This window comes from Bradyrhizobium sp. USDA 4504, from assembly GCF_054063995.1.
Genome location: NZ_JBSSGV010000001.1, coordinates 1,985,997 through 2,003,577 on the forward strand (window position 1 = coordinate 1,985,997; position 17,581 = coordinate 2,003,577).

Here is a 17,581-nt window from a genome sequence, read left to right on the forward strand (position 1 = left end):
GGTAAATCATTGGAATCGCAAGACTATCTCTTTTCTGTGGCACCCATGATGGACTGGACCGACCGGCATTGCCGGGTCTTCCATCGGCTGATGTCGCGGCGGGCGCGGCTCTATACGGAGATGCTGACGACCGGCGCCATTATCCACGGCGACCGGGCACGGCTGCTCGGCTTCGATGCCAGCGAGCATCCGGTGGCGTTGCAGCTCGGCGGTTCCGACCCGCGCGATCTGGCGACCGCCGCAGGGATCGGCGAGCAGTTCGGTTACGACGAGATCAATCTCAATGTCGGCTGTCCCTCCGATCGGGTGAAGGATGGCCGCTTCGGCGCCTGCCTGATGGCCGAGCCCGCGCTGGTCGCCGAAGGCGTTGCGGCGATGAAGCGCGCGGTGCGGATTCCCGTCACAGTGAAATGCCGGATCGGCATCGACGACCAGGATCCGGAAGTCGCGCTCGATACGCTGGCGCGCGCCGTGATTGCCGCGGGCGCGGCCGCGCTCGTCGTGCACGCGCGCAAGGCCTGGCTCAACGGATTGTCGCCGAAGGAGAACCGCGACATCCCGCCGCTCGACTACGATCGGGTCTATCGCCTCAAGGCGGCGTTGCCGGATGTGCCAATCATCATCAACGGCGGCATCACGAGCCTCGCCGAAGCGAAGCAGCATCTGGCGCATGTCGATGGCGTGATGCTGGGGCGGGCGGCCTATCAGGAGCCGTGGCGGCTGCTCACCGTCGATTCCGAGCTGTTCGGCGAGACTGCGCCGCACGTGACGATGAAGGACGTGTTCGCGGCGATGCTGCCCTATATCGAGCGGCGGCTTGCCGAAGGCACGCGACTGCATTCGATCACGCGGCATTTCGTCGGCGCCTTCCATGGCGTCCCGGGCGCGCGTGCGTTCCGCAGGCACCTCGCGGAGAACGGCGTTCGGCCGGGGGCTGACATCGATGTGCTGCGCGAGGCGATCGCATGCGTCGACGATCGCACGCCGGCGGCGGTCGCGGCCTGAGGGCGATCGTTATGGCTTGCGCTGACGCCGCGTGACGTCTTGTGCGACCTTCAGGAAATTGAACAGATGCGGCATCCGGTTGTCGCGCCGGTAGTTCAGCGACAGCGCAGTGCCCGGATTGTGTCCCTCATAGGCGCGGTAGGCGACGCCGGGTCGCTCTGCCTCCGAGACCGATTTCGGCACCAGCGCGATGCCGACGCCGACCGACACCAGGCTGATCGCGGTCTGATAGTCCTGGGCCAGCACCTGCGATTTTGGAATGAAGCCTTCTTCGAGGCAGATATTGAGGATGTGGTCGGCGAAGCTCGGGCGCGGCTTGCGCGGGTAGAGGACGAACGTCTCGGCCTTCAGCGCCGCCAGCCGCGGGACCTTTTGCTCGAGCAGGGGCGAAGTGTCAGAGAGCGCGAGGATCAGCGGCTCCTGCAGCAGCGGCTCGGACTTCAGCTCCTCGTCGTCGAGCGAGGGGCGGGCGATGGCGATATCGATCTCGCGCTGGATCACCGCGCGCTTCTGCTCGGCGTTGTTCATCGCCGAAAGCGCGAGCTCGACGTCAGGATAGGCCGAACGAAACGCCTGGATCACGCTTGGCAGCACGCCATAGGTCGCCGATCCGACGAAGGCGACGCGCAGGTGCCCGGAAAAGCCTTCGCCGATCCGCTTGATCTCGCGGTGCGTGCGGTCGAGCCGCTCCAGCACGTCGCGCGCACGTTCCAGAAGAACGCTGCCGGCCTGGGTCAGCCGGATCTGGCTGCGGCTCCGGTCGATCAGCATGACGCCGAGATCGCTCTCGAGTTGCGCAATCTGCCGGCTGAGCGGCGGCTGCGCGATCGCGAGCCGCGATGCGGCACGGCCGAAATGCAGTTCTTCGGCGACGGCGACGAAATAGACCAGCCGCCTGAGATCCATGACATCGTCGCGATCGGGCACGGCTAGCCGAACGCTTGCTCGCGCGCTTCCGCGGAAGCGGCGGAAAAATCCTGCCGGGTTCGATATCGCGTGGTCATGTGCTCACGATCGAGACGACGGTTGCGACGCGAAGACTGGGCGTGGGCCCGTGGATTGTCAATTGTCCGCGGGAACGATTGTCCGCGGGAACGACGCCATCCGGCTAGTCCTTCCGGGCGAAGGCGCGGATCTTGTCCTCGTCGACCTCTACGCCGAGACCGGGGCCGTCAGGGGCGCAGATTTCGAACTCGTCGAATCTGATCGGCTTGACGACCAGATCCTCCACCAGGATTCGCGGACCAAAATGTTCGGTGCCCCATTCGAGCCTGGGCATGGTGGCGAAGGCGGCGAGATGCGCCGCCGCGCCGATGCTGCTCTCCAGCAGGCAGCCGCCATAGAGCTCGAGGCCGTGCGCGCTGGCGACCGCCGCGGCGCGCTTCATCTCGAACAGGCCGCCGCTCTTGACGAGCTTCAGCGAGTAGACGCTGCCGCAGCCCATCGCGCCCGCGCGCGCGATTTCCTCCTTGGTGAAAGCCGCTTCGTCCACCAGCAACGGGATCGAAGTGCGGGCCGCGACCCGCGCCATCGCTTCCAGTTGTAGCGCCGACACCGGTTGTTCGATCAGGGCAACATCCAGCTCCTCCAGCGCGGGCATGAAACGGATGCATTCGGCCTCGGTCCAGCCCTGGTTGACGTCGACGATCAGGCGCACCTCATCGCCGAGACCGGCGCGCAGCGCCTGCAACCGCTTCAGATCGACCTGCGGGCGGTTGAAGCCGAACTTGATCTTGAACTGGCGGTGTTCGCGGCGCCGCAGCTTCTCTTTCGCTTCTTCCACCTCCTGGCTGCTGTCACCCGAGGCCAGCGCCCAGATCACCTCCATGCGTTCGCGCACGGCGCCGCCGAGCAGCACGCTGGCGGGCAGGCCCAGCGTCTTGCCGGTGGCGTCGAGCAGGGCGGACTCGATGGCACCCTTGGCGGCGAAATTGCGGGTGGCGGCCTTGCTCATGCGCAAGGCATTGGCTTCGAAGGCGAGCGCAGGCTGTCCGAGCAGCGCCGGCGCCAGATAATTCGTGACCGCGGCGTTGATCGACTCCACGCTCTCCTCGGCCCAGCGCGGCCCGCCGAGCGTCGAGGCTTCGCCGATGCCCGTCACGCCGTTATCGAGCAGGACGCGCACCAGCACGTAACCCTGATGCGTGACTTCCGTGTTCGAGAGCTTGTGCCGGCGGCGGGTCGGTGCCTCCACGATGGTCGCGCGGATGCTGCGGATCGCAGTGTCCTTCGCGTGAGCCTGCACGCGCTCTACGGGCTCGGCGATTTCGATCACGGCACGACTCATATGTCCTCGCAGGTCAGTTCAGAGTGAGCCCTGCCAGGCTGATGGGCCTGGCAGGACGTAACGGGTCTTACTCGGCCGCGACGAGCCGTTCGACGGCGGCTTTCTTGAGCTTGAAGTCGAAGTTGAGAACCAGATCGGTGTCGGCGCCGGCGGGGGCCTTGGCGAACTTGCCGATCAGGCTCTGCTTCACGGCGAACACCGAGTCGTTGTCGAGATACTTGGTCTCGGAATCGTAGATCTGCGAGATCAGCGATTGATAGCCGTCCTTCGAAAGCATGAAATGGATGTGGCCAGGACGCCAGGGATGGTGGCCCATATATTTCAGCAGCTCGCCGCCGGCGCCGTCATAGGGGATCGGATAGGGCTCGGGGCGGAGCGCCCTGAAGGCATACTCGCCGTTGGCCTCGGTCGTGAAGCGTCCGCGCAGATTGTAGGCCGGCTGTTCCGGATCCTGCAGGTCGTAGAGGCCGTTCGGCGCGTCTTCCCAGACGTCGATCGTGACGCCCTCGATCGGCCGCCCCGCGGTGTCGCTGATGCGCCCTGAGACCTTGACGGTCTGCGCGTTGTCGAACGTCTTCTTGATGATGGAGGCGCCCTTGGGCAGCACCGGCGGGTTTTCCCGGTAGAACGGTCCGAGCACGGTCGACTCGCTCTCGCCGTCGGTGACCCGATGATCGAGCATGTCGACCAGCACCTCGACGCCGAGGATGTCGGCGATCAGGATGAACTCGTTGCGCTTCTCGTCCGAGATGTCGCCGGCGCGGCGCAGGAATTCGCATGCGGCGAACCACTCGGCGAAGGTCAGGTCGACCTCCTTGCAGAAGTCGTGCATGTGGCGGATCAGGCTCATCATGATCTGCCGGTTGCGATCCGGAATGTCCTTGGAGAGCGCGGCGATCACGTGGTCGGTGATGGTGTCCTTGTTGACGTTCAGCATGGTCGTTCCTCCTTTTTTTTGCAGTTTCCTCAAACTTGCATTCCCGTTCTCGGGAATATCGGTTGCTGGTCTCACCAGACAAATTCGTAAGCGGCATTCTCCAGCGTCGCGGGTGCAGGGTGCGGATCGGCAAGGCCGCCGAAGCGGCCGCGGCAGAACAGCAGCGGCTTCTTGCCGGGCTCCAGCGCCATCTCGCGAACATGGCCGAGGAAGATGGTGTGGTCGCCCGCGACGATCTCATCGGCGAGATCGGTCACGAAATACGCTGCCGCGTTGGCGATGACGGGCAACTCGTTGCGGCGCTCGAACACGTCACAGAGGTCGAGCTTGGGCTTGCCGGCGAAATGCCAGGCGAGATCCTCCATGCCCTCGGCGAGGATGCTGACCGCAAAGCGGCCGGTGTTCTGGATGTTGCACAGCATCTTCGCGCTCTTCGCGATCGAGATCGCGACCAGCGGCGGATCGAGCGAGACCGACATGAAGGCGTTGGCCGTCATGCCGTGATCGCGGCCCTCGCAATGTGTCGTGATGATGGTGACGCCGGTGCCGAACTGGCCACAGGCATAGCGCAACTCTCGCGGATCGATGGCGGTCATTGGCTTGCGACCTCGAGTTGGGCCAAACCGGATCGGTTGGCCGGTGGCGCGGTCACGATATCCCGCCAGTTTTCCAGCGTCGCCGCGGTGGCGGCAAGGCCGGATCGTCGCAAGGCGCGAATCCGGCTGCTGGAGACGATCTCGCCATTGCCGCAGCGCACCGGCGGCAGGATGCGCGTGTTGAAGTGCTGCCGCAACAGCAGCGCGGTGCCGCCCTTGCAGGACCCGAAGCGGAAATCCTCGCCGACGATGACTTCGCGTGGTCGCAGAAGCTGCAATTCGGCGAGGAAATCGAGCGCGGTGCGCCGGACGTAGATCTGGTTGAAATCGGCGACGACGACGTGGTCAGGCGCGAATGTTGCGATGCGCTCGAGTTTTTCGCGAAGCGAAATCAGCGGCTTGGCCTGGCCGAAATACACTTTTGGCGGCGGATCGAAGGTGTAGACCACGGCTGCAATGCCGCGGCGCCGCGCTGCCGCGATGGTCTGCCGCAGCAGCTCCTGATGGCCGCGGTGGACGCCGTCAAATGCGCCGATGGTCACGACGCAGGCGTCGAGGGCCAATTTCCCATCGCGATGGAAAGCGACAGCGCTGCTGTCAAAACCCTTGCCCATGGTTCGCTCCCTTGCCGTGCTGCATCAGCTGCGGCTTGCGCCGGCCGAACGATCCCTGCCGTCCGGTCCGTGCCATCGAGTCATAGCCCGAGCCAGGCCGGTCTGCGCGGTATGGTGTGATACCTTTCGCCCGCTTCGGGTGAGCGCGTAGCGTTTCCTCCGATGTCACGCCGTCCAAGAGCGTGACGAGATGGTCTTAAGGCCGGTGTGGCAACGCCGCCGGTCCAGCGACACAAGCGGAGGAGAAACCCATGACTACAGCAGCAGCCCTGCGGGCCGACGTGCCAGCGTCGACCACCAGCGTCTATACCGGTGCGGAATTCCTGGACAGCATCCAGGATGGCCGGGAAATCTACATCTACGGCGAGCGCGTCAAGAACGTCACCCAGCATCCAGCCTTCCGCAATTCGGCGCGGATGGTGGCGCGCTGGTACGACCGTTTCCATGAGAAGAAGGATCAGATCGGCGTCCTGACCGACACCGGCTCGGGACAGCTGACCCATCCGTTCTTCCTCGGCTCGAAGACGGCCGACGACCTCGTCAAGGGCCGCGATGCGATTGCCGAATTGCAGAAGGTTGCGTTCGGCTGGATGGGCCGCTCGCCGGACTACAAGGCGTCGTTCCTCGGCACGCTGGGGGCGAATTCAAGCTTCTATGGCGATTACGCCGGCAATGCGAAAAAGTGGTATGCCCGGACCCAGGAGCGTCTCGACTTCTGGAATCATGCCATCGTCAATCCGCCGATCGATCGCGACCGCGCCATCGAGGAGGTGCGTGACGTCTTCATGCATGTCGAGAAGGAGACCGACGCCGGCCTGATCGTTTCGGGCGCGAAGGTGGTCGCGACCGGCTCGGCGCTGACGCACTACAATTTCATCGCCCACTACGGCATTCCGATCAAGGACAAGTCGTTCGCGCTGATCTTCACGGCGCCGATGGATGCCAAGGGCATCAAGCTGATTGCCCGCTCGTCCTACGAATTCACCGCGGCGGCGACCGGCTCGCCGTTCGACTATCCTCTGTCCAGCCGCTTCGACGAGAACGACTCGATTCTCGTGTTCGACAAGGTGCTGGTGCCCTGGGAGAATGTCTTCATCTATGGCGACGCCGACAAGATCAACCAGTTCTTCCCGGCCTCGGGCTTCATCCCGCGGTTCACGCTGCACGGCGTGACACGGCTTGCCGTCAAGCTCGACTTCATCGCCGGCCTGTTCTCGATGGCCGTCGAGGCGACCGGGTCGAAGGATTTTCGCGGCGTGCAGACGGCGGTGGGCGAGGTGATCGCCTGGCGCAATCTGTTCCACGGCATTGCCGATGCGATGGTGAAATCGCCGATCGCCTGGCAGGGGACCGATGGCTACAATCTGCCGAATCTGAACTACGGGCTGGCCTATCGCGTGTTCGCACCGATGGCCTATCCGCGGATCAAGGAATTGATCGAGCGTCATGTGGCGAGCGGCCTGATCTATCTGCCGTCGAGCTCGGCCGATCTGGAGAGCGAGGCGATCCGGCCCTATCTCGACCGCTTCGTGCGCGGCTCCAACGGCTATGCCGCGATCGACCGGATCAAGCTGCTGAAGCTGCTCTGGGACGCGGTCGGCTCCGAGTTCGGCGGCCGGCATGAGCTCTACGAGCGCAACTATGCGGGCAATTACGAGAACCTGCGCGTCGAGACGCTGATGGCCGCGAGCGCCACCGGCGACCTCGGCGCCATGCAGGATTTCGTGCGCAATTGCATGAGCGACTACGACGTCTCCGGTTGGACGGCGAAGGACCTCGTCAACCCCGACGACATCAACCTCGTCAGCCGCGGTCTGGTGCAGGGCTGACGATTTGTTAGACGGATCAATGGAGCCGCCACAAGTTGCGTGGCGGCTCCACGCTGTTCCATCTTGTTGCAGAAGGGGTTCACTTGTCATGCTGTTCCACGTCGAAATGGATGTGCGGGTTTCGCACGATCTCCCGGTCGAGAAGGTCGACGCGCTGAAGGCGGCGGAACGCGTCCGTGCCATGGAGCTGCAGCGTACCGGGGCCTGGCGCCATCTGTGGCGGGTGGCCGGGCGCTACGCCAATGTCAGCATCTTCGACGTCTCCGGCGCGCAGGAATTGCACGACATCCTGTCCAGCCTGCCGCTGTTTCCGTTCATGGAGATCCAGGTCACGCCGCTGTGCCGGCACCCGTCGTCGATCCACGACGACGACCGGTAGTGGTGGAGTAGGCGCCGTCGCGCTAGTCGACGGCCGTGCGCGCGCGCCGGTGGCGGCTTGAGGTGTTGATGCTGCCGGTGACATCGGGGTAGCCGGTCAGGCTCAGCGTGTCGGCGCGAACGCCCCAGCTCTCGAGCCGGTCGAGGAAGCTCATGCCGAGCAGGTTGGTCTTCATCTGCCCGCGCTGCACCACCAGCGCCGGCACCGATTTCTCGACCAGCTTGCCGACCGCGAGCCGGTCGAGCGTCAGCCGCGCCGCCTTGGTGTGACCGCCGGCGGTCTCGAGGTCGACATTGTATTCGAGCATATCGATCGGCAGCCCGATCGCTTTCGCGGTTTCCCAGGTCAGCACGACCGAGGTCGCGCCGGTGTCGATCACCATCGGGGCGCTGACGCCGTTGATCTTGGCGCGGAACGCGAACTCGCCACCCTGGCCGCGCGCGATCTGCACGGCGGGGGCGGAGCTGGAGGTCGAGGCTGAGGCGGTGATGCTGCGGCCGAAGATCTGGGTCAGATTCTCCCTGGCGCGGGCGATCTGCTCGGGGTCGCCATAGGCAACGACGGCGCCGGCGGTTGCCATCAGCAGCACGATGACGAGGAGGATACGGGTCACGGCGCCACTCCCGCCGCAACGCCGATCACGCGCGCTTCGGACGCGGCTCCATGCGCTCGAGCCCAGCCTCGGCCATGCGCGCCGGCAACGTCGCCATCACCGATAGCCGCTCCGCGCGGTCCATCTTGTGCCAGCGCGCGATCTCCGGAAGCGTGCGGCCACAGCCGAAGCAGAGCTTCGTCCTGGGGTCCATCATGCAGACTGCGATACACGGCGTCTCTGAGCTCATTGTTCAAGTGTTGAACGGTTTCGGCGGCCGGTGCAAGCCGGTTGACATGGGATGCTGCATCACGCCTCGGCATTTTGTCGCGAGCATGGTCCTGGCGCGAACGCCTTGGGTTTGTTGCCAAAGCGTTTTCGAGCGAAGTGGATACCGGTTCGCGTAGAGAGAGCGCGTCAGAACCAAGATCTGGAGCCCCGTTCCGAATCGATCGGAACGGAAAGGGCTCTATCGATAACTGCGTCACGATCTTCCGCGACATGCTCTACAATCCGGTGCCGGCACTCATGATCGACTTGCGGCGCACGCGCTTCCGGTCGGCGCCCATCGCGGGCTCGACGGGCTCCGGCGGCTGCATCGGCGGCGCTTCTTCCGCCATCGGCGCCAGCGCGCTCATCACCCGTTCCGGCGGCAAGGTGACGATCACCTCGGTGCCGATGCGCAGCTTCGACTTCAGCGTGAAGGTGCCGCCATGCATGTCGATCAGGCTTTTCGCGATCGGCAGGCCAAGGCCCGCGCCCTGTTCCGCCGACTTGATCGAGTTGGAGCCCTGGCCGAAGGAGGCCAGCACGACCGGGATCTCGTCCTCGGCGATGCCACTTCCGGTGTCCTTGACGCTCAGATATTGCCCGCCCGACGCGGTCCAGCCGACCTTCAGCCAGATTTCGCCGCCCTGCGGGGTGAACTTGATCGAGTTGGAGAGCAGGTTGAGCACGACCTGGCGGATGGCGCGCTCGTCGCCCCAGATCCTCGGCATGCCGTGCTCGAACACCTCGTGGATGGTGATGCCGCGGCTGGAGGCGCGCAGCTTCAGGAGATGGTGGCAATCGGCGACGACATGCACCAGCGCCACGGCCTCCTCGTTCAGCTCGTAGCGGCCGGCTTCGATGCGCGACAGGTCGAGGATCTCGTTGATGAGATTGAGCAGATGCACGCCGGAATTATGGATGTCGGCGGAATATTCCTTGTAGACCGGCACGGTGTGCGCGCCGAAAATCTCGCTCTTCATCACCTCGGAGAAGCCGAGGATCGCATTGAGCGGCGTGCGCAGTTCGTGGCTCATCTGGGCGAGGAAGCGCGACTTGGCGACGTTGGCGGACTCGGCGCGGTGCCGCGCCTCGTCCGAGATCGCCTTGGCCTGTTCCAACTCGCCGATCAGCGCATCCTTTTCGGCGCGGGCCTCCAGCGTCGCCAGCGTGGTCGAATGCAGGCGGTGCGCGAGCAAGGCGAAATAGCCTTCGGCCGCAAGCGCCAGCAGCGCCAGCACGTAATTGTCGAACGCGCCATTGAGCACGAGGTCGAGCGCGATCCCGACCGTCACCGGAACCGTTGCCGCAAGGGCCGCGATCGGCAGGCTCGCGGCCAGCATGCTGGAGACCGCGATCACCAGCAGCATCAAAAACATCATCAGCGTGTTGGAGGCGAGATCGCGCCCGGCGGGGTGGATCAGGATCGCGGTCCAGCACAGGCCGTAGAGCAGGTCGAGCAGCACGAAGCGGGTCCGCCATTTGCGGGTGACCGCGACCGAGGTTGGTTCGGCGAGGAAGCGGGAACAACTGCGGATGATCGCGAGATGGACGCAGAGGATGCCGACTGTCCAGGCGCCGGCCACGATCGGCTTCATCCAGAGGCCAAACAGCACGCCGGTTGCCACCACGAGCAGCATCACGACGTAGGACGCCGAGATCCGGGTCTGGGCGTATTGACGGAGCAGTTCGGCGTCGAACGCCGGGCGGGTTCCACTGGTTGACGTTAACCGATCCCGCGCCTCGCGCACCCGCTGCGCGGCGACGCGCCGGCTGTTCACCGGCACCGTCACCTGAGGTCCTGCCGGAAGCGCTACAACTTCAGGCTTTTCTGCGGGATTACTCATCAACAACACAAATCCTGCCCACGAACCGCGCGGGCTTTTTGCATTGTCTATCTGTGACGCTAAATCATTAAGCGTTGCCTTAAAGAGCTAAGGAAAAGCGTAAACGGGGAGTTAAATTAACTTTTGCGCGGGGGTCCCGCTGTTGTGCGATGGCGGGCGCACACGCGCACGCCGGGTCTGACAATTCCATGTTGTCATGGCCGGGCTTGTCCCGGCCATCCACGTCTTGCTTTTCGTGGATCCAAAGACGTGGATGCCCGGGACAAGCCCGGGCATGACGAAATGGTGGGAAGTGTTACCGCTGCAGCCGCGCCAGCAGGCTCGACGTGTCCCAACGCTTGCCGCCCATCTTCTCGACCTCGGCATAGAACTGGTCGACCAGCGCGGTGGCGGGCAGGGTGGCGCCGTTGCGGCGGGCCTCCGCCAGCGCAATCGAGAGGTCCTTGCGCATCCACTCGACCGCGAAGCCGAAATCGTACTTGCCCTCGTTCATGGTCTTGTAGCGGTTCTCCATCTGCCAGGACTGCGCCGCGCCCTTGGAGATGGTCTCGATCACGGCGGCGACGTCGAGGCCGCTCTTCTTGGCAAAGTGGATGCCCTCCGACAGGCCCTGAACCAGACCGGCGATGCAGATCTGGTTGACCATCTTGGTGAGCTGGCCGGCGCCCGCCGGCCCGAGCAATTTGCACATCCGCGCGTAAGCGCCGGTGATGATCGGCTCGGCGCCCGCATAGGCGTCTTCGCTGCCGCCGCACATCACAGTCAGCACGCCGTTCTCGGCGCCGGCCTGGCCGCCCGACACCGGCGCGTCGACGAATTTGAAGCCGGCCTTGGTCGCGGCGGCATCGAGCTCGCGGGCGACCTCGGCGGAGGCGGTGGTGTGATCGACGAAGGTCGCGCCCTTCCTGATCCCGGCGAAGGCGCCGTCGGGGCCGATCGTGACCGCGCGCAGGTCGTTGTCGTTGCCGACGCAGCACATCACGAAATCCTGGCCTTCGGCGGCGGCCTTCGGGGTCGGCGCCGTCTTGCCGCCGAACTTGTCGGCCCATTCCTTCGCCTTCGCCGCGGTCCGGTTGTACACGGTGACCTCATGGCCGCCTTTTTTCACGAGGTGTCCCGCCATCGGGAAACCCATCACGCCGAGACCGAGGAAAGCGACTTTAGCCATATCTGTTACCTTGTGATTTGCCGTGGTGATCGCCCCTTGAGACCGCCGGAAAACGTCGCGGCGGGCAGGGCATTCCGTCCATGGAAGGAGCCGCACCATACCCCCTGTGCAGCGGAGGGCAACGGCCTTGGTGGGATGGCAGAAGGCGGTTTTGTGCTAGGATTGGGCCACCAACGAACTTCACAAAAAAGGGAGTGTATCGCATGGGCATGAGCGTCGGTGTGCTCGATCATTTCAATATCCGGACCCGGAATCTCTCCGCCACGGTGCGGTTCTATGAGGACATCCTGGGCCTGGAAAAGGGCGCGCGGCCGAACTTCGCGTTCCCCGGTGCGTGGATGTACAGCGAGGGCAAGGCGGTCGTGCATCTGGTCGATATTTCGGCGACCGACGAGGCACAAAAGCCTGACTCGGGCGTCGTCCATCACGTCGCCTTTGCCAGCCAGGGCTTCGATGGGATGCGGCAGCGGCTTCAGTCCAAGGGCATGGAATTCGACTCGCGCCAGGTTCCCGGCGGCGATCTCTGGCAGATCTTCGTCAACGACCCCAACGGGGTCATGATCGAGCTGAACTACGAGGCCGCCAAGGAAGGCGGCTCCGCCGCGCCGGCCGAGCGGCGGGACGACGTCGGAGCGAGGTAGCCTTTTGCGCTGCAACGCTCTATGGGTCGGTCTCTTGAACTTTCCAGGAGATGCGCGGTGAGCGTGACGCAGCAACAGGTCCTCGATTGCCTTGCCAAGGTGATGTCGCCACGCGGCACAGCCTTGACCAACGCCAATGTGCTGTCGGCGATCACGGTCACCGACGGCAAGGTGTTCTTCTCGATCAATGTCGACGCCGCGGAGGCCCGCGCCTGGGAGAGCGTGCGTGCGCAGGCCGAGAATGCCGTGCGCGCCATTCCCGGCGTCAGCGTCGCGATGATCGCGCTGACCGCCGAGCGCAAGGCGGGCGCTGCGGCACCGGCGCCGCGGCCGGCCGGCGGCGTCCCGCCGGCGTCCGCCCATCGCCATCCGCATCCGCCCGGCGGGCAATCGCCGATGGCCCGGCAGGCCGAGATCCCCGGCATCTCCGCCGTCATCGCCGTCGCCTCCGGCAAGGGCGGCGTCGGCAAGTCGACCACGGCGCTCAACCTCGCGCTCGGCCTGCGCGACCTCGGCCTGCGCGTCGGGCTGCTCGACGCCGACATCTACGGCCCGTCGGTGCCGCGGCTGACCGGCATCCGCGAGAAGCCGCAGCTCAATGACGACAAGAAGATGGTCCCGCTGCAGCGCTTCGGCCTGTCGATCATGTCGATCGGCTTCCTGGTCGAGGAGGACACCGCGATGATCTGGCGCGGGCCGATGGTGATGTCGGCGATCACCCAGATGCTGCGCGACGTCGCCTGGGGCACGCTCGACGTGCTCGTGGTCGACATGCCGCCCGGCACCGGCGATGCCCAGCTCACGCTGGCGCAGAACGTTCCGCTCAAGGGCGCCGTCATCGTCTCGACCCCGCAGGACCTCTCGCTGATCGACGCCCGGCGCGGGCTTGCGATGTTCAAGAAGGTCAGCGTGCCGGTGCTCGGCATCGTCGAGAACATGAGCTATTTCCAGTGCCCGCATTGCGGCACCCGCTCGGATATCTTCGGCCATGGCGGCGCCCGCCACGAAGCCGAGAAGCTGGGGGTGCCGTTCCTCGGCGAGATTCCCCTGCACATCGCGATCCGCACCGCCTCCGATGCCGGCAACCCGGTGGTCGAGAGCGAACCGGACGGCCCGCACGCGGCGATCTACCGCGCGATCGGCGGCAAGGTCCGTGAGCAGCTGCAAGGCGTCATCGCGGCTGCCTGAGCCTGCGCTGCTGGGCCGATTGGTCGCGAAGCGTCGGGAGCCCGGCGGGCTTTCTTCACAGGCCCGTGGCGTTTGGACGATTGCTGAATCGGTTCCGGCCTGTATGTTTATGCAGGAGTGGCCGAATCGTACCACCCTTCGATCAGCGGAAGGCGGCCACGGGTGAAACCAAACTGCGGGAAGGGGCCGTGAGGCGACCATCGACATGGCAGCATCACGCGAAGCAAACAAACAGCACCGCAAACATCTGACGCGGGAGAAGCGCGCAGAGGCCTCCCGGCTGGCATTCAACATGGCCAAGAAATCCGACTCGATCGGCGAGGCCGCCGAGGTGATCGCCAAGACGTATGGTGTCAGCAAGACAACCGCGCAAAGCTGGATCCGGCGCGGGCGGTATTTGGCTGATCAAGCCAAGAAGGCGCGGGCGACGACGCGGCGCTGATAGCTCCGGTAACCCGACGGTTGAGAGCGGGCCGGACGGTCCGCACGCGGCGATTTACCGCGCGGTCGGCGGCAGCTCCGCGGCCACCTGCCAGGCGTCATCGTCGCTGCCTGAAGGCGCATTTTCCGGCTGATTTCCAGCCTCATCAGACTTTCGTTTAATTGGCGCGGTCATGCCATTGTCGCGTTTCCGTGACGCCGCCTTCCGTGTTAAAGGGCCGACCCAGAGCGCCTCGGCAAGCCTTTCACGCGGCTGCCGGAGAACTGCTTGCGGTCACTGGGAAACGCCCCTGAAGGAGAAGTCTTACGATGAAGCGTCGTGATTTTTTGAAAGTTTCTGCGGCCGGTGCTGCCGCGACGGCGGTTGCCGCGCCGGCGATCGCGCAGTCCTCGCCTGAAATCAAGTGGCGCCTGACCTCGAGCTTCCCGAAGTCGCTGGACACCATCTATGGCGGTGCCGTCGAGCTGTCGAAGTACGTCGCCGAAATGACCGACAACAAGTTCCAGATCCAGGTGTTCGCGGCGGGCGAAGTCGTCCCCGGCCTGCAGGCGCTGGACGCGACCTCCAACGGCACGGTCGAGATGTCGCACACCGTCGCCTACTACTATGTCGGCAAGGACCCGACCTTCGCGATCTACGCGTCGGTGCCGTTCGGTCTCAATGCCCGCATGCAGAACTCCTGGTGGTATCAGGGCGGTGGCCAGGAGCTCGGCAACGAGTTCTTCAAGAAGTTCGGCGTGATCGGTTTCCCGACCGGCAACACCGGCACCCAGATGGGCGGCTGGTTCCGCAAGGAGATCAAGACCGTCGCCGACATGTCGGGCCTGAAGATGCGCATCGGCGGCATTGCCGGCCAGGTGCTGCAGAAGGTCGGCGTGGTGCCGCAGCAGCTCGCCGGCGGCGACATCTATCCGGCGCTCGAAAAGGGCACCATCGACGCGGCCGAGTGGGTCGGTCCCTATGACGACGAGAAACTCGGCTTCCAGAAGGTCGCCAAGTACTACTACTATCCGGGCTTCTGGGAAGGCGGTCCGACCGTGCACTCCTTCGTCAACCTGGAGAAGTGGAACGCGCTGCCGAAGAACTACCAGGCGATCCTGGCCAACGGCGCCGCCAACGCCAACAGCTGGATGGCCGCGCGCTACGACATGCAGAACCCCTCCGCGCTGAAGCGGCTGGTTGCCGGCGGCACGCAGCTGCGTCCGTTCACCAACGAGGTGCTCGAGGCCTGCCTCAAGGCGACCAACGAGCTGTGGGGTGAAATCTCGGCCAAGAATGCCGACTTCAAGAAATCGATCGAGGCCATGCAGGCGTACCGCTCCGACCAGTATCTGTGGTGGCAGGTCGCCGAATACACCTTCGACAGCTTCATGATCCGCTCGCGCACCCGCGGCTGATCGGCGTCTAGCCTTTTGGACGAGCGTTCGCGCGACGCGAACGCATTGCCCGGCCTCCGCAAGGAGGCCGGGTTTTTTGCGTCTGGCATTCGTGAAGGGGATGCTCCATGCTCGCATCCGAAGCCTCGGCACGAAGGCGGCGTGTGATCGGTCACCGGTCATGACGGCAAAAAGAAAAGCGGCGCGACGATCGAAAGCAGTCGACGCTCGGACAACACAATCGAACAGGGCAGGATTCAAATGAAGCGAAGAGATTTCATCAAGGTCACGGGTCTGGGCGTCGCCGGCGCCGCCACGGTCGCAGCTCCCGCGATCGCGCAGTCGATGCCGGAGCTCAAGTGGCGCTTGACGACGAGCTGGCCGAAGTCGCTCGACACGCTGCACGGCGGCGCCGAGCTGATGGCGAAGGCGGTCGGTGAAGCCACCGACAACAAATTCCAGATCCAGACCTTTGCCGCGGGCGAGATCGTGCCGGGCCTGCAGGTGCTCGACGCCGTGCAGAACGGCACCGTCGAGATGGGGCACACCGCGCCCTATTATTATTTCGGCAAGGACCCGACCTTCACCTTCGGCTCGGCGGTGCCGTTCGGGCCCAACATGCGCCTCAACCAGGCCTGGTTCATGCTGGGCGGCGGCAAGGACCTGCTCAACGAGTTCTACAAGAGCTACAACGTCACCTCGCTGCTCGCCGGCAACACCGGCTGCCAGATGGGTGGCTGGTTCCGCAAGGAGATCAACAGCGTCGACGATCTCAAGGGCCTCAAATTCCGCATCGGCGGCTTTGCCGGCAAGGTGATGCAGAAGCTCGGCGCGGTGCCGCAGCAGCTCGCCGGCGGCGACATCTATCCGGCGCTCGAGAAGGGCACCATCGATGCGGCCGAGTGGGTTGGTCCCTACGACGACGAGAAGCTCGGCTTCTACAAGGTCGCGCCGAACTATTACTTCCCCGGCTGGTGGGAAGGCGGCCCCATGCTGGTGGCGATGATCAATCTCGACAAGTGGAACGCGCTGCCGAAGCATTATCAGTTCGTGCTCGAGCAGGCCGGCCATCTCGCCAACAACTGGATGATGGCGCGCTACGACCAGGCCAATCCGATCGCACTGAAGAAGCTGCTCGCGGTCGGCACCAAGCTGCGTCCGTTCCCGCCTGCGGTGATGGAAGCTTCCTTCAAGGCCGCCAAGGAGCTGCATGCCGAGGTTTCCGCGACCAACGCCAACTTCAAGAAGGTCTATGACTCGCTGACCTCGTTCTCCAACAACGGCTATCAATGGTTCCAGGTCGCCGAGGTCGGCTACGACAATTTCATGGCGCGCCATTCGCAGGCGTGATTGCTGCGAGCTGGACAGGAAATCAGCCTCGGAGCGAAAGCGCCGGGGCTTTTTCCATGCCGCGATCGCGGCCCGGCGCGACGCGGCTTGCGAAGACGCATGACCGCCGGTCGCTGGCCGTGGCGGCAGCTGCCAGTTCTCGATCTCCGGGCGCGAACGCGCAATCCGTTATGTTATCATGGCTAGCTGACGTCAGCCTTACACGGGCGCAATCACAGGCGCCTGGCGTAGATTTTGATTGCAGCGGGGAGGCGGTATCTGTTTTCAGGGCAGTAACACGAGCTGGAGCAACATGCGCTTGTGTCGCCATCGAGACGTCACCTTCGCATGCGTCTTGTTTTGACGACAGCAAGCAGAAGATCGATTGAATGAAGTCAGGATTGCTGCGATGCGCCTTCTGATCGTCGAGGACAATGTCGAGCTCTCGCGGCTGCTCGCCAGCGGGCTGATGGCGGCGGGATATGAGTCCGATGTCGTCAACAGCGTTGCCGAGGCGCGCGATGCGCTGCGCAGCGTCAGTTATGCCGCCATGATCCTCGATCTCGGTCTGCCCGACGGCGATGGCTTGTCGGTGTTGTCGGAGCTTCGCCGCAAGACCGATCCGCTGCCGGTCCTGGTGCTGACCGCGCGGGGCGGCCTGCAGGATCGGGTCAGCGGCCTGCGCAGCGGCGCGGACGACTATCTGGCGAAGCCGTTCGCGCTGGAGGAGCTGGTGGCGCGGCTCGAAGCCATCCTGCGCCGGCCCGGCCAGCTGCTCGGCTCCTCGCTGAAGCTCGCCAATCTGGTCTACGACACCGAGAGCAAGCAGGTGTTCGTCGACGGCGCTCCGCACGTGTTCTCGGCGCGCGAGACGTCGGTGCTGGAGATCCTGTTGCGACGGCAGGGGCGGGTGGTGCCGAAGAAGAATGTCGAGGACCACATCTTCGGCCTGTCCGGCGAGGTCGCCTCGAACGCGGTCGAGGTCTACGTGTCGCGGCTGCGCAAGCTGCTCACCGAGCACCGCGCCAGGGTCATCATTCATACCATTCGGGGCGTCGGTTATCTGATGGCGGAGGAGAAGTAG

Annotated in this window: 18 protein-coding genes; 9 read left to right on the forward strand and 9 right to left on the reverse strand. The window is 64.6% G+C overall.

The window, feature by feature from the left end:
* The first annotated feature begins 9 nt into the window (after window positions 1-9).
* The gene (gene dusA, locus ACVMB1_RS08695) at window positions 10-1,005 is read left to right on the forward strand and encodes a tRNA dihydrouridine(20/20a) synthase DusA (RefSeq protein ID WP_256520561.1); all 996 of its coding nucleotides are present in this window, start codon (window positions 10-12) and stop codon (window positions 1,003-1,005) included.
* Window positions 1,006-1,014: 9 nt separating this feature from the next.
* On the opposite strand, the gene ACVMB1_RS08700 is transcribed toward dusA, so the two are convergent.
* The 5 genes from ACVMB1_RS08700 to ACVMB1_RS08720 all read right to left on the reverse strand — a co-directional run bounded on the left by ACVMB1_RS08700 (window position 1,015) and on the right by ACVMB1_RS08720 (window position 5,439).
* Window positions 1,015-1,911, reverse strand: coding sequence for a LysR family transcriptional regulator (locus ACVMB1_RS08700; RefSeq protein ID WP_076826426.1), 897 nt, complete (start codon window positions 1,909-1,911; stop codon window positions 1,015-1,017).
* Window positions 1,912-2,113: 202 nt separating this feature from the next.
* Entirely contained in the window at window positions 2,114-3,292 is a 1,179-nt protein-coding gene (locus tag ACVMB1_RS08705; RefSeq protein WP_141342331.1) for a muconate/chloromuconate family cycloisomerase, read from the reverse strand.
* Window positions 3,293-3,359: 67 nt separating this feature from the next.
* Window positions 3,360-4,229, reverse strand: a complete 870-nt coding sequence (locus tag ACVMB1_RS08710; protein WP_456848496.1) for an intradiol ring-cleavage dioxygenase — start codon at window positions 4,227-4,229, stop codon at window positions 3,360-3,362.
* Between the two features lie 71 nt (window positions 4,230-4,300).
* Complete coding sequence (locus ACVMB1_RS08715; protein WP_141342333.1) at window positions 4,301-4,825, reverse strand: flavin reductase family protein; 525 nt, start codon at window positions 4,823-4,825, stop codon at window positions 4,301-4,303.
* Window positions 4,822-5,439 carry an FAD synthetase gene (locus tag ACVMB1_RS08720; RefSeq protein ID WP_246786706.1) on the reverse strand — a complete coding sequence of 206 codons (618 nt, stop codon included), beginning with the start codon at window positions 5,437-5,439 and terminating at the stop codon, window positions 4,822-4,824. The genes ACVMB1_RS08715 and ACVMB1_RS08720 overlap by 4 nt, the downstream gene beginning before the upstream one ends.
* Before the next feature lie 251 nt (window positions 5,440-5,690).
* On the opposite strand from ACVMB1_RS08720, the gene ACVMB1_RS08725 reads away from it, so the two are divergent.
* Both ACVMB1_RS08725 and catC read left to right on the forward strand, forming a co-directional pair.
* Window positions 5,691-7,268, forward strand: coding sequence for a 4-hydroxyphenylacetate 3-hydroxylase N-terminal domain-containing protein (locus ACVMB1_RS08725; protein WP_141342334.1), 1,578 nt, complete (start codon window positions 5,691-5,693; stop codon window positions 7,266-7,268).
* A gap of 88 nt (window positions 7,269-7,356) precedes the next feature.
* Window positions 7,357-7,647, forward strand: a complete 291-nt coding sequence (gene catC, locus ACVMB1_RS08730) for a muconolactone Delta-isomerase (RefSeq protein WP_141342335.1) — start codon at window positions 7,357-7,359, stop codon at window positions 7,645-7,647.
* Window positions 7,648-7,669: 22 nt separating this feature from the next.
* Here catC and ACVMB1_RS08735 read toward each other — a convergent pair whose 3' ends face one another.
* The 4 genes from ACVMB1_RS08735 to ACVMB1_RS08750 all read right to left on the reverse strand — a co-directional run bounded on the left by ACVMB1_RS08735 (window position 7,670) and on the right by ACVMB1_RS08750 (window position 11,521).
* Entirely contained in the window at window positions 7,670-8,260 is a 591-nt protein-coding gene (locus ACVMB1_RS08735) for a TIGR02281 family clan AA aspartic protease (protein ID WP_076826434.1), read from the reverse strand.
* A gap of 25 nt (window positions 8,261-8,285) precedes the next feature.
* On the reverse strand, window positions 8,286-8,489 hold the full coding sequence (locus tag ACVMB1_RS08740) for a DUF1289 domain-containing protein (protein WP_028334232.1): 204 nt from the start codon (window positions 8,487-8,489) through the stop codon (window positions 8,286-8,288).
* 256 nt (window positions 8,490-8,745) lie between these two features.
* Window positions 8,746-10,353, reverse strand: coding sequence for a sensor histidine kinase (locus ACVMB1_RS08745; RefSeq protein WP_057017245.1), 1,608 nt, complete (start codon window positions 10,351-10,353; stop codon window positions 8,746-8,748).
* A gap of 295 nt (window positions 10,354-10,648) precedes the next feature.
* Window positions 10,649-11,521, reverse strand: a complete 873-nt coding sequence (locus ACVMB1_RS08750) for an NAD(P)-dependent oxidoreductase (RefSeq protein WP_076826435.1) — start codon at window positions 11,519-11,521, stop codon at window positions 10,649-10,651.
* A gap of 203 nt (window positions 11,522-11,724) precedes the next feature.
* On the opposite strand from ACVMB1_RS08750, the gene ACVMB1_RS08755 reads away from it, so the two are divergent.
* The 6 genes from ACVMB1_RS08755 (at window position 11,725) to ACVMB1_RS08780 (ending at window position 17,581) form a co-directional block, all read left to right on the forward strand.
* Window positions 11,725-12,162 (forward strand): VOC family protein, encoded by a 438-nt coding sequence (locus ACVMB1_RS08755; RefSeq protein WP_016843272.1) that lies wholly within the window; start codon window positions 11,725-11,727, stop codon window positions 12,160-12,162.
* Between the two features lie 57 nt (window positions 12,163-12,219).
* Entirely contained in the window at window positions 12,220-13,350 is a 1,131-nt protein-coding gene (locus ACVMB1_RS08760) for an Mrp/NBP35 family ATP-binding protein (protein WP_057017247.1), read from the forward strand.
* A gap of 205 nt (window positions 13,351-13,555) precedes the next feature.
* Window positions 13,556-13,792, forward strand: coding sequence for a hypothetical protein (locus ACVMB1_RS08765; protein WP_076826437.1), 237 nt, complete (start codon window positions 13,556-13,558; stop codon window positions 13,790-13,792).
* A 308-nt stretch (window positions 13,793-14,100) separates the two neighbouring features.
* Entirely contained in the window at window positions 14,101-15,189 is a 1,089-nt protein-coding gene (locus ACVMB1_RS08770; protein ID WP_092084399.1) for a TRAP transporter substrate-binding protein, read from the forward strand.
* A 240-nt stretch (window positions 15,190-15,429) separates the two neighbouring features.
* Window positions 15,430-16,518: a TRAP transporter substrate-binding protein gene (locus tag ACVMB1_RS08775; protein WP_028334238.1), complete on the forward strand. Its 1,089-nt coding sequence runs from the start codon at window positions 15,430-15,432 to the stop codon at window positions 16,516-16,518.
* A gap of 388 nt (window positions 16,519-16,906) precedes the next feature.
* Window positions 16,907-17,581, forward strand: a complete 675-nt coding sequence (locus ACVMB1_RS08780) for a response regulator transcription factor (RefSeq protein ID WP_028344544.1) — start codon at window positions 16,907-16,909, stop codon at window positions 17,579-17,581.